A 12,983-nucleotide genomic window follows, 5' to 3' on the forward strand; every position below is an offset into this window, starting at 1 on the left:
TCCCCATGTCCAAGCTACAACCGATCCGATCGTTCCGACTTGCGGCCGCCGCGCTGGCGTGCCTGGCCGCGCCGCTGGCGTGCGCGGCGCCGTCGACCTTCGGCCCGGTGATCGGCAATGCGCTGCTGTGCCGCAGCCACATGGACAACGCCTATTTTTACAATTACTTCACCACCGCGTTCGGCCCGGCCTACAAGCACGAGGGCGGCGCTTACTGGTTCAAGGCCGAAGGGGCGCTGTGGGGCACGCAGGTGACCGAAGTGATGGTCAGCGACGACACCAGCGAACTGGTATTCGTCGGCGCCGTGACCGAGGCCACCCCGGACAAGCTGGACGAGGCGATCCGCGCGGCGGCCGGCGTGCGGCACCGGCCGGTCGATGCGTCGCAGTTCCCGGTGCGCGCCTCGATCCCCGGCAGCCAGATCGTCTACTTCAACCAGAAGTCGAAGATCTACTGCGTGAAGTACAAGCCGCTGCCGGCGAACTAGCATCATGTACACCCAATTTTTCAACCTGAAGCAAGCGCCGTTTGCCATCGCGCCCGATCCGCGCTACCTGTTCATGAGCGAGCGCCATCGCGAGGCGCTGGCGCACCTGCTGTACGGGATCGGCAGCGGCGGCGGCTTCGTGCTGCTGACCGGCGAGATCGGCGCCGGCAAGACCACCGTGTGCCGCTGCTTCATCGAGCAGATTCCCGAAAACTGTAAGCTGGCCTATATCTTCAATCCGAAGCTGTCGGTGGAAGAACTGCTGCTGTCGATCTGCGACGAATTCGGCATTGTGCTGCCGCCCGCGGGCGCCGGCGCGGTCAGCGTCAAGGCCTACGTCGACGCGATCAACGCCTACCTGCTGGCCAGCCACGCGCAGGGCAAGAACAATGTGCTGGTGATCGACGAGGCGCAGAACCTGTCGGCCGACGTGCTGGAACAACTGCGGCTGCTGACCAACCTCGAGACCAGTGAGCGCAAGCTGCTGCAGATAATCCTGATCGGCCAGCCGGAGCTGCGCGCGATGCTGGCGCGGCCCGAGCTCGAACAGCTGGCGCAGCGCGTGATCGCGCGCTACCACCTCGGATCGCTGTCGGAAGACGAGACCGGCAGTTATGTCGCGCACCGCCTGGCGGTGGCCGGGGCAGGCGCGGCGACGCCGTTCCCGCGCCGCCTGATGGCGCTGGTGCACCGCCTGACGCACGGCGTGCCGCGGCGGATCAACTTGCTGTGCGACCGCGCGCTGCTCGGTGCGTATGTCGAGAACTCCAGCGAAGTGACGCGCCCGATCCTGCGCCGCGCCGCCGAGGAAGTGTTCGGCGGCGAGCGACCGCCAGCCAGCCGCTGGCCCGCGGTCGTCGCCGCGGTGCTTTCCGGCGCGGTGATCAGCGCGGCGGCCGCGTGGCAGCTGTTCGCCAACAAACCAGCGCCGCCGGCGCCGGTGAAGGTGGCGGCGCCGGCCGTGAAGCCGCCTGCGCCGCCGCCCGCGGCCATGCCTGTCTACGCCAGCATCGACGACGCGCTGCGCGAACTGGCCGGCCTGTGGGGCGATCCGCTGCCTGCCGGCGAGCCGTGCCAGGCGGCGCTGCAACTGAACCTGCACTGCCACAAGGGCAAGGGCGGACTGTACGAAGTGCGCCTGCTGGACCGGCCGGCGATCCTGACCCTGCACGATGGGCAGGAAGTGGCCTACGCGGTGCTGACCAAACTCGACGACAACCAGGCGACGCTGCGCGTCAACGGCAAGTCGCAGACGCTGGGCGTGGCGGCGCTGGCGGCGCGCTTCGACGGCGAGTACACGACGCTGTGGTCGGCGCCGCGCGGCTTCCGCGACCAGGTCGCGGCCGACGAGGTGGGGCCGGACGTGGACTGGATCGCGGCGCGCCTCGCGCAGATCAACAAGGTCGCCGCGCCGGCGCTGAACCAGCCGCTCGACGCCCGCATGCGCAAGCTGCTGCGCGAATTCCAGAAGCAGCAGAACCTGAAGGCCGACGGCGTCACCGGGCCACGCACGTACATGCGACTCAATCAGCTGGGCGGCGTGGCCGAGCCGCGCTTGCTGCAGGATGGGGTCAGGTCCGCAGGACCAGACCCCGCGCCGAAGGCTCACTGACATGTCATACATTCTCGAAGCACTCAAGAAATCGCAGGCCGAGCGCCAGTTGGGCAGCGCACCCACGCTGCAGGCGATGCCGCTGGGCGCCGCGTCCGTGCCAGCGGCGCGCAGGCGCCGCCTTCCGTGGCTGGCGATCGGCGGCGTCGCGCTGGCGCTGGCCGTCGCTGTCGGCGTGTGGCGCATGCAGGCGCCGGTATCGCCGCAGCCGGCGGCCGTGATTCCGACACCGCCGCCAGCGCCCGTCGTGGTCGCGGCGCCGCGTGCGCTGGCGGTGGTGCCGCCGTCGGCGCCCGCACCGAAGCCGGCGCCGCCCGTCGTCAAGCCCGCGGCGCCGGCGGAAGAGCGCTTGCCGTTGTTGCGCGAACTGCCGGATGCGATCCAGCGCTCGGTGCCGCAGGTGGCGTTCGGCGGCTACATGTATTCGGCCAACCCGGCCGATCGCCTGATCCTGGTCGACAAGGCGTTGCGCCACGAAGGCGAGGAGGTGGCGCCCGGACTGGTGCTGGAAAAACTGCAGCCCAAGGCGGCGGTCATGAATTACAAAGGATATCGTTACCTTGTCCCTTACTAAGACCCTGGGCGTCGTCGGCTGGTCCGGCAGCGGCAAGACCACGCTGCTCGAATTCCTGGTCGGCCGGCTGGCCGCGCGCGGATTGCGCGTCAACGTCATCAAGCACAGCCATCACGACGTGCTGCTCGAGCCGCCGCACAAGGACAGCGCGCGCCTGCGCATGGCCGGCGCGGCCGAGGTGATGCTGGCGTCGCCGTACCGCGTGGCGATCATGCGCGAACTGCGCGGCGCGGAGGAGCCGTCGCTGGCCGAGCACATCGCGCGCCTGGCGCCGGCCGACCTGACCCTGGTCGAAGGCTACAAGTGGGAGCCGATCCCGAAGCTGGAGGTGTTCCGGCCGTCGCTGGGCAAGCCGGCCCTGTATCCGGACGACGCGAACGTAGTCGCGGTGGCGTCCGACGCGCCGCGGCCCGACGGCGTGCGCGAATCCACCGCGTGGCTCGACCTGAATGCGCCCGAAGCGGTTTTGAGCTGGCTCAATGGCCGGATCGGCGCCGAGGGCTAAAGATTTCGCCGATCGCTCCGATAACGAGGTAGACGCCCCCCACCGGAGAATTGAATGGACATTGCAAAGACTGCAACGAACATGGCTGAAACAGGCACCAGGCAGGACGTGCAGTTCGCCGTGCAGAAAAAAGCGCAGGATATCGCGGTATCGACGGCCACGCAGCTGATCGACGCGATCCAGCCGGCGCAGAGCGTGCAGAGCCTGCCGTCGCACCTCGGTAACACGATCAATACCAAGGCCTGATTCAAGAACGCGGCAAGAAGCCGGCGCCATCCGGAAGGAGGCGCCGTTTTTTTTTGCGTGTAAAATCGCCTTTTCACCTTGGAGACAGAACAATGACCAAACGCCACGCCATCATCGCCGCCGCTATCGCCTCCGTTTGCGCCGCCGGCGCCGCATCCGCCGCCGATACCGCCAAGGCCGAAAAGGAAAAATGCTACGGCGTCGCCAAGGCTGGCCAGAACGACTGCTCGTCGTCCGACGGCGCGCACGGATGCGCCGGCGATGCAAAGGTCGACAATGGCCTGGCCGACTGGAAGTTCGTCGCCAAGGGCACTTGCGAAAAAGTCGGCGGCAAGCTGGCGGCGCCGAAGAAGTAAGCGGCGGGCGAGGGCGCGATGCCTGGAGTCGGCGTCGGCCTGCGCGTTCCGCATTACCGCGACTTCCTCGAGCAGCGGCCGCGCGTCGGCTGGCTCGAGGTCCATACTGAAAACTACATCGCCCAATCGGGCTGGGACTGGCACGTGCTGCGGCAACTGCGGCGCGATTATCCGGTCAGCCTGCACGGCGTCGGCCTCGGACTCGGCTCGGCGCGCGGCTTCTCCGAGCATCATCTCGAACGCGTGCGCCTGCTGGCCGAGCGCATCGAACCCTTCCTGGTCTCCGAGCACCTGAGCTGGGGCGCCGTCCACGACCGCAATCTCAACGACCTCTTGCCGATCACGCTGGATCACGCTGCCCTCGACTTGCTGGCCGAACGGGTCGAACGCGTGCAGCTGGCGCTGGGCCGCACCCTCCTGCTGGAAAACGTCTCGGCGCTGGTGCGCTTTCGCGACGATGCAATGAGCGAGGCCGAATTCATGGCGGCGCTGGCGCGGCGCACCGGATGCGGGCTGCTGCTCGACGTGAACAACCTGTACGTCAACCAGTGTAATCACGGCGAAGACGCGTATGCCGCGCTGGCCGCGATCGCGCCCGGCACCGTCGGCGAAATTCACTTGGCCGGGCACCTGGCGACGCCGGCCGCCGTGATAGACCACCACGGGGCCGCCGTGGCGCAGCCCGTGTGGGAGCTGTACCGCGGCGCGCTTGAACGCTTCGGCAAAGTGCCGACGCTGGTCGAATGGGATACCGATATACCGCCGCTTGCCACTTTGCTGGATGAAGTGAGCAAGGCGGAGGCGATCGCCGGCGCAGTCCGGGTTCGTCCCGCCGCGCAAACGATCATCGCGGTTACGGCAGAAGCGCGCCGCGACTTGGCGGCGCACCAGCAGCAGTTTGCGGACGCGCTGTTTTCGCCCGACGCCGCCGGGCCGGTTGTCGCGCGTCTGAAGGGCGGCGAGGAGCGGCTGGCGATCTATCGCGGCAATCTGGTAGCGACGTGGGACAAGACGCTGGCGGCAGCCTATCCGGTGCTGCGCGAGTTGGTCGGGGCGGAGTTCTTTGGCGGCCTTGCGCGCGAATACGGCATGGCGCATCCGTCCGAGGACGCCGACCTGAATCGCTTCGGCGCGACGTTCGCGCAATTCCTGGAAAGCTGCGCGCACGTGGCGGAGTATCCGTACTTGCCGGATATGGCGCGGCTGGAATGGGCGCTGCACCGCGCACATTTTGCGGCCGATGTGGAGGCGATCGGCGCCGCTGATCTGGGCGCGCCGGAGCAGCTCGAGTCGGCGCGCTTCAAGCTGCATCCGGCGTGCGCGCTGCTCGCATCCGAGTGGGCGGTGGTGCAGTTGTGGCAGGCGCACCAGCCGGGCGGTATCGCGTTTCCGGAACAGATGGCGGAGCCGAGTCATGCACTGGTCGCGCGGCCGAAGTGGAAGGCGGAGCTGGTGGCAATCGGCGCTGCCGCGCATGCGGCGCTTAGCGAACTGGCGTCGGGTGGGACGTTTGGCGAAGGGCTCGACGCGGCGTTCGACATCGACGAGGAGTTCGATGTCGCGGCGAATTTGGGGGAGTGGTTAAGGCTGGGAGTATTCGAAAATGGGGGTGGAGCAGGGGTTTAGCGAAGCGGAGGAGCTTCGCTCCTGCGGAACGGTCGAGCCTTACGAGGCTCGACTCCTTCCAGGTCCGCGGGACCAGACCCCGGTTGAAGCTAGTGGAACGCGCGCAGGATCAGCGCTTCGCCGCTCGTTTCGTCATGCTGCGCGCTCGCTTCATGCGTGGCGATGATCATGCGTTCGAGCTGCGCGTCTTCGAAGCGCGTCAGCTCCTCGGTCGCCGCGTTCAAGGCCAGCGCCAGCTTTTCGCGCGCGTTCTGATACAGCACGCTGGTGTAGTTGTCGGTGTTCTTCAGCAATTCTTCCGCGTTCTGGATCACCAGGCGCAAATCGCCGATCAGTCGTTCCTGCGTTTGGGGACTCTCTTCGGGCCTGTTCATGTCGCTCACCTTGGGGCGGTTGATCACGTCTTATGATATAAGCAAGCAAGCCCATCCATCCTTGTGTCGCCGCAAATGTGAGGGCCCGCGCGCCGCTGTCCTAACCTGGGGATGCGGCCGCGCAGGGAACTGCGTCAGCCGGCAATCACGCTGATTCGCACATCGCCCAGGCTGACCGTCTGGCCGGCGCGAATCTTCGCGGTCTTGCGCAGCTCCTGCTTGCCGTCGACCTTGACCGCGCCGCTGGCGACCAAGTTCTTGCCCGCGCCGCCGCTGTCGACCAGTCCCGACAATTTCAAAAGCTGGTTGACCTCGATAAATTCCGAGGTCAATTCGAAAGTTAGTTGTTGCATTTTATCCTTGTGAATATTGATTGTTGGTTAGAACGCGCACACTTGTGCCCGTTTTTAGCCGGGGCGCGTCATGTCGATCGGCACGATCCATTGCTCGAACTGTTCCTCGGTGACGAAGCCCAACTGCAGCGCGGCCTGCTTCAAGGTCAGGCCGTCGTGCTGCGCCAGCTTGGCGATTTGCGCGGCGCGATCATAGCCGATATGCGGCGCCAGCGCCGTCACCAGCATCAGCGAGCGCTCCATCAGCTCGGCGATGCGCGCGGTGTTCGGCTCGATGCCGTGCGCGCAGTGTTCGTCGAACGAGCGCATGCCGTCGGCCAGCAGGCGCGCGCTTTGCAGGAAGTTATGGGCGATCATCGGCTTGAACACGTTCAGCTCGAAATTGCCCGAGGCTCCGCCGACGGTGATTGCGACGTCGTTGCCGAACACCTGGCAGCACAGCATCGTCAGCGCCTCGCACTGGGTCGGGTTGACCTTGCCCGGCATGATCGAGCTGCCCGGCTCATTTTCGGGGATCGTGATTTCGCCCAGGCCCGAGCGCGGACCTGACGCCATCCAGCGCACGTCGTTGGCGATCTTCATCAGCGCGGTGGCCAGCGTTTTCAGCGCGCCGTGCGCGGCGACCAGCGCATCGTGGCCGGCCAGCGCGGCGAACTTGTTGGGCGCCGAGCGGAAGCCGGCGCCGGTGCGCTTTGCCAGTTCGTCGGCGATGCGCGCGGCAAACTGCGGATGCGCATTCAGGCCGGTGCCGACCGCGGTGCCGCCGGCCGCCAGCAGCATCAGGCCTGGCAGGGCGCCCTGGATCGTCTGCGCGGCGTATTCCAGCTGCGCGGCATAACCGGAAAACTCCTGGCCGAGCGTCAGCGGCGTGGCGTCCTGCAGGTGGGTGCGGCCGATCTTGACGATGTCGGCGAACGCCGCGGCCTTCGCTTTCAGCGTGCCGCGCAACTGGGCCAGCGCCGGCAGCACTTGCTGCGACACGGCCAGCGCCGCCGCAACGTGCATCGCGGTCGGGAAGATGTCGTTGGACGACTGGCCCATGTTGACCTGGTCGTTCGGATGCAGCAGGCGTGCCTCGCCGCGCGCGCCGCCCATCAGCTCGGAGCCGCGGTTGGCCAGCACCTCGTTCATGTTCATGTTGGTCTGGGTGCCGGAGCCGGTCTGCCAGACGGCCAGAGGGAACTCGCCCGCGTGGTCGCCGGCCAGGACTTCGTCGGCGGCCTGGATGATCGCGTCGGCGTATTCGTCCTTCAGCAGGCCCAGTTCGCGGTTCACCTGGGCGGCGGCGCGCTTGACCTCGGCCAGTGCGGCGATCAGCTCCGGCGCCATGCGTTCGGTAGAAATATGAAAATGTTCCAGCGAGCGCTGGGTCTGCGCGCCCCACAGCTGGCCGGCGGGCACGTCGATCGGGCCGAAACTGTCCTTTTCAATCCTGCTGTCCATTTCACATCCTGTTTTTGAGGGCTCGGATTAAAGAGTTTACTCCAACGCTCGTTAACGACTCTGGAAGTCCCTTTTTTTGATGTCCAATTGTCACCGCTGATCGGTTCCACCACATGTTTCATCGCCACGTTGCGCGCCTCGGCGCCATCATCCTGTCCGGCCTGTTCTGCTGCGCGCACGCGGTGGAGCTGGGCGACACCCTGGTGCGCTCTTACATCGGCAAACCTCTGTCGGCCGACATCGAGCTGACCGGCCTGGCCAGCGACACCGCCTCGGTGCAGGCGGCGGTGGCCGACCCGGACGTGTACATCGGCGCGAATGTCGCCATGCATCCGGCGCTGGCGGGGCTGAACATCACCCTGATCCGCCGCGACGGCAAGCGCTTCATTCACATCTCCTCGGGCAAAACGGTGGATGCGGACCATCTGCTGATCTTCTTCGCGCTGACGGAAAACGGCCAGCGCTCGGTGCGCCAGGCGACCTTGTGGTTCACGCCCGATCCGAATCCGGCTCCGCCGCCGCCGCCCGCACCAGTCGCGGCTCCCGCTGCGGCAGTAGCCAGAACGCCGGCTCCGCTTCCCGTGACGGCGCCGGCGCCGGTCGCAGTCGCGCCGCCTGTGGTGCGCGCCGCGCCGGCTGCGCAGCCGTTCACCGCGGCCCAGATCCGCACCGCCGCGCTGCTCGATGCCAAGAATGCCGCGCTGAGCGGCCGCATCGTCGAACTGGAAGAGAAAGTGAAGACCCTGGGGGCGGCCTTGGAAGCGAGCGCAGCGCCTGCGCCGAAACCGGCGCCGGTGGTCAAGCCGCATTCGCCAGCCGCCAAGCCGCTGCCGGCCAAGCTGGCGCCGATGGGCGAGCCGGTCAAGAAGCCGGCCGGGGCGACGCCATGGCTGTTCATCGCCATCGCCGGCGTCATCATGCTGGCGCTGGCCGGCGTTCTGGCCTTCGTCATGCGCGGCAAACGCAAGAAGAGGGTCAAGGTAGCAAAGGTTGCATCCCAGGCCGCGGTGCCGCGCTTCATCGCCAGCGTGCGCGACCGACTCAAGCCGGCAGCAAAAGTGGAGGCCGCTCCGGAGCCCGAAGCGGAGGCCGTGCCGGGGTGATTATGCGAAATTTTGCATAATTTCAAAATTTGTCTACACAAGATTGCTTTTTCGGCTATACTCGGTTTCGTGGTCCTGAGGGACCGCAAAAAACAGGGCAGAGGCCTGGCGCAGCCACCACCGATAGCGTGGCGCGACAACCAGGTGACCGTTGAAGAAACGCCTGTCCTGGAAGCGGTCTGTGCGGCGACAATGTCGCGCAGGCGCCGGATGCAACCGGCCAAGAGGCGACGCCAGGAGATACCTGGTGTTCGCCTTCCAGAATTCCACGAAAGCACCCTCCGGGGTGCTTTTTTGTTTGCCGGTACGGACACGCGAAAATAGCTACACGTTAAACAGCCGCTGCATCAGGTGAGCACGGTAGTCTCGCTTCGTGTGAATCAACATGTGGATCAACACTTCCTTGTCATTGTATTCATAGACAATCCTGGTCTGTCTTACCAGTCTTGTTCTAAAATTCTCTTGTCCCAACTCCCTCAGCTCTTCAATCTCCTTGCCAGCTTCAGGATTCATGGCGATGCTATGAATTACGTTTTTGAGTTCCTCGTTAACGTCGTTCCAAACTGCATTACCGAACTGAGCCTTCACATACGTTTTGATTTCTCGGAAGTCGGGCTTGGCAACATTCAGAATGATGACCTGCCGGGTCATTCCTCTTTGTCCATTTCGTCGAAAAAGGCCTGGGCATCCGTGTAATTACCAGCTTGATATTCTTTTCGGCCAAAAGCGATCAGACGAAGAAGCGCGAGCTGCTCTTGTTGCCTCTCGTACTGATTGATTTCAATCACTGCCATTTTGGCTTCGCCGTTCTGAGTGATGATCAGCGGCTCTGGATTGGTCGCGAAATTTTTCACGATGTCGGCCGCATTGCTCTTTAGATATGAAATCGGCTTGATTTGGTTCGCGAGTGTCATTGCAGTTTCTCCTGCCGTGTATATCGAATACGGCTAAATATAGTCCATATTTGGTCTCATTTCAAGTTCGCCAGGCACCGCGCGGCCGAGCCAGGCGCAGCGACAAAAATGAGGTCAGGTCCGCAGGAGCACAGCCCAGAAATGCAAAAAAGCGCCCCGCAGGGCGCTTTCTATATAGGTGGCAGCAAGCGCTTAGTGCGCCGCTTCCGCCATCACGTTGTTCATCCATGGCTCGGTCACGTCGCGGATGGCGCGGTCGTTGGCCATGATCTGCTTGAGCAGGTCGATCTTGCGCAGGCGCGATGCACCCGACAGGGCAGGCACGCCCGCTTCGGCCGTCTTGGCATGGGTCGCACACTGCTTTTCCAGTGAGGCCAGCGAAGTCCAATCACCTGCTTGCGCTGCCAGCGACATCTTGGCTGTCAGTCCCGCGAGGCTTTCGTACATGTTGAGTACGTCGTTTGATGTCATTCTTGCACCATCTTGGTTTGGGCGGAGTACCGCGTGTCCCTACATAACGGCCCCCGCGAAGCGAACTTTAGGGGATTTTGAAAAATAATTGAAAATTCTTTCAATTTGTTACCCGTCCCCGCCATTCCGCGATTTCGACGCTCTGGCCCCGGTTTTTGCAGTTTGTCGCATTTGTGGACATGCACCGCCTGGGCTCGGTTACAGTGCACGCTGCACTAATAATGCCAACCTGACTTTCAAAAACAACAAGGATCCCATGAGACAGTTTCCTGCCAAGCGATTGGCCGCCGGCGTAGCGCTGGCCGCCGCCACCTTCGCCGCCCATGCCGAAGCCCCCTACAAATTCAGCGCCACGCCCGGCAAGCTGCCGAAAGACGTGATCCCGCTGCAATACGCCGCCCACCTGATTCCCAACCTGGCCGACAACACCTTCCTCGGCTCGGAGACGGTCGAAATCGAGGTCCTGAGCGCGACCTCGACGATCATGCTCAACGCCGTCAACATCGAGATCGACGGCGCCACCCTGGCCGGCAAGGATATCGGCGAGATGAAACTGGCGCCGCACATCGACAAGGAGCAGGAAACCCTGACGTTCCGCCTCGAGCGGCCGCTGGCGCCGGGGCGCTACAAGCTGGCGCTGAAATTCCATGGCCTGATCAACCGCGAGGGCCGCGGCATGTTCCACCTGGCGTACAAGGCCAACGGCGTCGACAAGAAGATGCTGGCGACGACCATGGAGCCGACCGACGCGCGCCGCATGCTGCCGACCTGGGACGAGCCGTCGTTCCGCGCCACCTTCAAGCTGACCGTGGACGTGCCGGCCAGCTTCAAGGCTTATTCCAACACCCCGGTCGAGAAGCAGGAAAAGCTCGAGGGCGGCCTGCAGCGCATCTGGTTCGGCGTCACGCCGAAGATGCCGAGCTACCTGGTGGTGCTGGTCGCCGGCGAACTCGAACGCCTGTCCGCCAAACAGGACGGCGTCGACATCGGCATCGTCACCACCGAGGGCAAGCTCGCTTCCGCGGCCTATCCGCTAGCGGTCACGCGCGACGTCCTGCGCTACTACAACAACTACTTCGGCGTGCCGTATCCGCTGGCGAAGCTCGACCAGATCGCGATCCCGGGCGGCATCAACGGCGCGATGGAGAACTGGGGCGGCATCGTCTACAACGACACGGCGCTGCTGTACGATCCGAAAAAGAGTCCCGACCGGGTCAAGCAGGGCACCTTCGGCGTCAACGCGCACGAGGTCGCGCACCAGTGGTTCGGCGACCTGGTGACGATGGCCTGGTGGGACAACCTGTGGCTCAACGAAGGCTTCGCCTCCTGGATGGCGACCAAGGCGACCGACCATTTCCATCCCGAGTGGCGTCCCTACCTCGATGTCCAGGTGGAGCGTGAAGGCGTGATGAACCTGGACGCGCGCAAGACCACGCACCCGATCCAGACGCCGGTCCTGAACGAGGCGCAGGCCGCCAACGCCTTCGACGGCATCACTTACGGCAAGGGCCAGGCCTTCCTGCGCATGCTCGAGGCCTATCTCGGCGAGGACCACTTCCGCAAGGGCATCCGCGCCTACATGGCCAAGCACCAGTACTCCAACACCACCAGCGCCGACCTGTGGGCCGCGCTGGAGAAGGCGTCCGGCAAGCCTGTCGAGAAGCTCGCTTCCGACTGGACCACGCAGCCGGGCTTCCCGGTGGTGAAGGTGGCGCAGGCGTGCGAAGGCGGCAAGCGCAAGGTGACGCTGTCGCAGGAGCAGTTCCGCCTCGACGAGCCGGCCAAGGAGCAGCGCCTGTGGAACGTGCCGGTGCAGGTCGGCACCGTCGGCGGCAAGGCGTATTACACCCTGCTGTCCGGCGCCTCGACCACGGTGGTGCAGGGCGGTTGCGACGACGCGCTGGTGGTCGATCCGATGAGCGTCGGCTTCTTCCGCGTGCAGTACGACCAGGCCTCGTTCGACGCGCTGGCCGCGCAGGTGGCCAAGCTGCCCGACACCACGCGCCTGAAACTGCAGGCCGACGCCTGGGGCATGGTCATGGCCGACCGCATGCAGCTGGACGGCTACCTGAAACTGGTCGCCAAGTACGGCGACGAGCCGCGCCTGTCGGTGTGGGAAGCCATCCTGAACAACCTGACCACGCTCGACAACCTCGCGCTGGGCGAAGCGGAGCGGCCGCGCGTGCGCCGCTTCATGATCGACCTGATCGCGCCGAAGTTCGCGAAGCTGGGCTGGGACGAGAAGCCCGGCGACACTGTCGAGGAGCGCCAGTTGCGCGCCACAATGGCCGCTACGCTGGCGCGCGCCGGCGACCCGGCCGCCATCGCCGAAGGCCAGAAGCGCTTCGCGCGCTACCTGGCCGATCCATCCAGCGTCAGCCCGTCGATGATCGGCTTCGTGCTGGGCGTGGCCGGCCGCTACGCCGACGCCGCCACCTACGAAGCGCTGAAAACGCGCACGCTGCGCACCGAAAGCTCGGAAGAGCGCAGCCGCTTCAGCAATGCGCTGTCGAAGGCGCAGGATCCGGCACTGGCCGCGCGCACACTGCAGCTGGCCTTGTCGCCGGACCTGCCGGCGCAGGCGACGATGTGGGTCGTGCCGTCGGTCGCGGCCAACGAGCATATCGACCAGGCCTGGGCGTTCGCCGTGGCCCATCGCGAGGCGCTGATGAAGAGCCAGGACACGTATGGGCAGAACCACGCGTTCGGCAATATCGTCTCCAGTTCGTCGAACCCGGCGCACGCCGACATGCTCGAAGCCTATGTGAAGCAGCACTTCGGGCCCGACGCGCTGGTGGAAGCGCAGCGCGTCTCCAACGCCATCCGCACCCGCGCCGCACTAAAGGCGCGCCTGTGGCCGCAGCTGCGCGCCGCATTGAAATAAAATACCGCAATCGACTCATAAGAAAAGGGACACC

15 protein-coding genes are annotated in these 12,983 nt (G+C 65.0%); 9 read left to right on the forward strand and 6 right to left on the reverse strand.

What is annotated here, in order from left to right; all coding sequences use genetic code 11:
• The first annotated feature begins 5 nt into the window (after nucleotides 1-5).
• From AC1D02_RS02440 to bufB, 7 genes are all read left to right on the forward strand, one after another.
• Nucleotides 6-488, forward strand: a complete 483-nt coding sequence (locus tag AC1D02_RS02440) for a hypothetical protein (protein WP_477313339.1) — start codon at nucleotides 6-8, stop codon at nucleotides 486-488.
• Between the two features lie 4 nt (nucleotides 489-492).
• The gene (locus tag AC1D02_RS02445) at nucleotides 493-2,100 is read left to right on the forward strand and encodes an ExeA family protein (protein WP_477313341.1); all 1,608 of its coding nucleotides are present in this window, start codon (nucleotides 493-495) and stop codon (nucleotides 2,098-2,100) included.
• Between the two features lies 1 nt (nucleotide 2,101).
• Complete coding sequence (locus AC1D02_RS02450) at nucleotides 2,102-2,674, forward strand: general secretion pathway protein GspB (RefSeq protein ID WP_477313343.1); 573 nt, start codon at nucleotides 2,102-2,104, stop codon at nucleotides 2,672-2,674.
• Complete coding sequence (gene mobB, locus AC1D02_RS02455; RefSeq protein ID WP_477313345.1) at nucleotides 2,661-3,179, forward strand: molybdopterin-guanine dinucleotide biosynthesis protein B; 519 nt, start codon at nucleotides 2,661-2,663, stop codon at nucleotides 3,177-3,179. Before AC1D02_RS02450 ends, mobB begins: the two co-directional genes overlap by 14 nt.
• 54 nt (nucleotides 3,180-3,233) lie before the next feature.
• A complete protein-coding gene (locus AC1D02_RS02460) occupies nucleotides 3,234-3,425 on the forward strand; it encodes a YjfB family protein (RefSeq protein ID WP_477313347.1) in 192 nt (63 codons plus the stop codon).
• 92 nt (nucleotides 3,426-3,517) lie between these two features.
• Nucleotides 3,518-3,781, forward strand: coding sequence for a BufA1 family periplasmic bufferin-type metallophore (locus tag AC1D02_RS02465; protein ID WP_477313349.1), 264 nt, complete (start codon nucleotides 3,518-3,520; stop codon nucleotides 3,779-3,781).
• An 18-nt stretch (nucleotides 3,782-3,799) separates the two neighbouring features.
• The gene (gene bufB / locus AC1D02_RS02470; protein WP_477313351.1) at nucleotides 3,800-5,407 is read left to right on the forward strand and encodes an MNIO family bufferin maturase; all 1,608 of its coding nucleotides are present in this window, start codon (nucleotides 3,800-3,802) and stop codon (nucleotides 5,405-5,407) included.
• Nucleotides 5,408-5,496: 89 nt separating this feature from the next.
• On the opposite strand, the gene AC1D02_RS02475 is transcribed toward bufB, so the two are convergent.
• The 3 genes from AC1D02_RS02475 to fumC form a co-directional block, all read right to left on the reverse strand.
• Nucleotides 5,497-5,781 carry a DUF883 family protein gene (locus AC1D02_RS02475; protein ID WP_477313353.1) on the reverse strand — a complete coding sequence of 95 codons (285 nt, stop codon included), beginning with the start codon at nucleotides 5,779-5,781 and terminating at the stop codon, nucleotides 5,497-5,499.
• 134 nt (nucleotides 5,782-5,915) lie between these two features.
• On the reverse strand, nucleotides 5,916-6,134 hold the full coding sequence (locus AC1D02_RS02480; RefSeq protein WP_477313355.1) for an RNA-binding S4 domain-containing protein: 219 nt from the start codon (nucleotides 6,132-6,134) through the stop codon (nucleotides 5,916-5,918).
• 54 nt (nucleotides 6,135-6,188) lie between these two features.
• Nucleotides 6,189-7,577 carry a class II fumarate hydratase gene (fumC, locus tag AC1D02_RS02485; RefSeq protein ID WP_477313357.1) on the reverse strand — a complete coding sequence of 463 codons (1,389 nt, stop codon included), beginning with the start codon at nucleotides 7,575-7,577 and terminating at the stop codon, nucleotides 6,189-6,191.
• A gap of 113 nt (nucleotides 7,578-7,690) precedes the next feature.
• Here fumC and AC1D02_RS02490 point away from each other — a divergent pair, with 113 nt between their 5' ends.
• Nucleotides 7,691-8,680 carry a type IV pilus assembly protein FimV gene (locus AC1D02_RS02490; protein ID WP_477313359.1) on the forward strand — a complete coding sequence of 330 codons (990 nt, stop codon included), beginning with the start codon at nucleotides 7,691-7,693 and terminating at the stop codon, nucleotides 8,678-8,680.
• A gap of 324 nt (nucleotides 8,681-9,004) precedes the next feature.
• On the opposite strand, the gene AC1D02_RS02495 is transcribed toward AC1D02_RS02490, so the two are convergent.
• The 3 genes from AC1D02_RS02495 to AC1D02_RS02505 form a co-directional block, all read right to left on the reverse strand.
• Complete coding sequence (locus tag AC1D02_RS02495; protein WP_477313361.1) at nucleotides 9,005-9,331, reverse strand: type II toxin-antitoxin system RelE/ParE family toxin; 327 nt, start codon at nucleotides 9,329-9,331, stop codon at nucleotides 9,005-9,007.
• A complete protein-coding gene (locus AC1D02_RS02500) occupies nucleotides 9,328-9,594 on the reverse strand; it encodes a type II toxin-antitoxin system Phd/YefM family antitoxin (RefSeq protein ID WP_477313363.1) in 267 nt (88 codons plus the stop codon). Before AC1D02_RS02500 ends, AC1D02_RS02495 begins: the two co-directional genes overlap by 4 nt.
• A 192-nt stretch (nucleotides 9,595-9,786) precedes the next feature.
• On the reverse strand, nucleotides 9,787-10,065 hold the full coding sequence (locus AC1D02_RS02505) for a flagellar protein FliT (protein ID WP_477313365.1): 279 nt from the start codon (nucleotides 10,063-10,065) through the stop codon (nucleotides 9,787-9,789).
• Nucleotides 10,066-10,321: 256 nt separating this feature from the next.
• Between AC1D02_RS02505 and AC1D02_RS02510 the strand changes: the two genes are divergently transcribed.
• Entirely contained in the window at nucleotides 10,322-12,949 is a 2,628-nt protein-coding gene (locus AC1D02_RS02510) for a M1 family metallopeptidase (RefSeq protein ID WP_477313367.1), read from the forward strand.
• The last annotated feature ends 34 nt before the right edge of the window (nucleotides 12,950-12,983 follow it).

This window comes from Massilia sp. P1_C10 (assembly GCF_056406475.1).

What these genes read in the sequence shown, in the direction of transcription:
- AC1D02_RS02505 (WP_477313365.1), bottom strand. Translation starts at nt 10,065, where the DNA reads ATGACATCAAACGACGTACTCAACATGTACGAAAGCCTCGCGGGACTG.
- AC1D02_RS02490 (WP_477313359.1), top strand. Translation starts at nt 7,691, where the DNA reads ATGTTTCATCGCCACGTTGCGCGCCTCGGCGCCATCATCCTGTCCGGC.
- bufB (WP_477313351.1), top strand. Translation starts at nt 3,800, where the DNA reads ATGCCTGGAGTCGGCGTCGGCCTGCGCGTTCCGCATTACCGCGACTTC.
- AC1D02_RS02480 (WP_477313355.1), bottom strand. Translation starts at nt 6,134, where the DNA reads ATGCAACAACTAACTTTCGAATTGACCTCGGAATTTATCGAGGTCAAC.
- AC1D02_RS02495 (WP_477313361.1), bottom strand. Translation starts at nt 9,331, where the DNA reads ATGACCCGGCAGGTCATCATTCTGAATGTTGCCAAGCCCGACTTCCGA.
- AC1D02_RS02475 (WP_477313353.1), bottom strand. Translation starts at nt 5,781, where the DNA reads ATGAACAGGCCCGAAGAGAGTCCCCAAACGCAGGAACGACTGATCGGC.
- AC1D02_RS02460 (WP_477313347.1), top strand. Translation starts at nt 3,234, where the DNA reads ATGGACATTGCAAAGACTGCAACGAACATGGCTGAAACAGGCACCAGG.
- fumC (WP_477313357.1), bottom strand. Translation starts at nt 7,577, where the DNA reads ATGGACAGCAGGATTGAAAAGGACAGTTTCGGCCCGATCGACGTGCCC.
- AC1D02_RS02500 (WP_477313363.1), bottom strand. Translation starts at nt 9,594, where the DNA reads ATGACACTCGCGAACCAAATCAAGCCGATTTCATATCTAAAGAGCAAT.
- AC1D02_RS02440 (WP_477313339.1), top strand. Translation starts at nt 6, where the DNA reads ATGTCCAAGCTACAACCGATCCGATCGTTCCGACTTGCGGCCGCCGCG.
- AC1D02_RS02450 (WP_477313343.1), top strand. Translation starts at nt 2,102, where the DNA reads ATGTCATACATTCTCGAAGCACTCAAGAAATCGCAGGCCGAGCGCCAG.
- AC1D02_RS02510 (WP_477313367.1), top strand. Translation starts at nt 10,322, where the DNA reads ATGAGACAGTTTCCTGCCAAGCGATTGGCCGCCGGCGTAGCGCTGGCC.
- AC1D02_RS02445 (WP_477313341.1), top strand. Translation starts at nt 493, where the DNA reads ATGTACACCCAATTTTTCAACCTGAAGCAAGCGCCGTTTGCCATCGCG.
- AC1D02_RS02465 (WP_477313349.1), top strand. Translation starts at nt 3,518, where the DNA reads ATGACCAAACGCCACGCCATCATCGCCGCCGCTATCGCCTCCGTTTGC.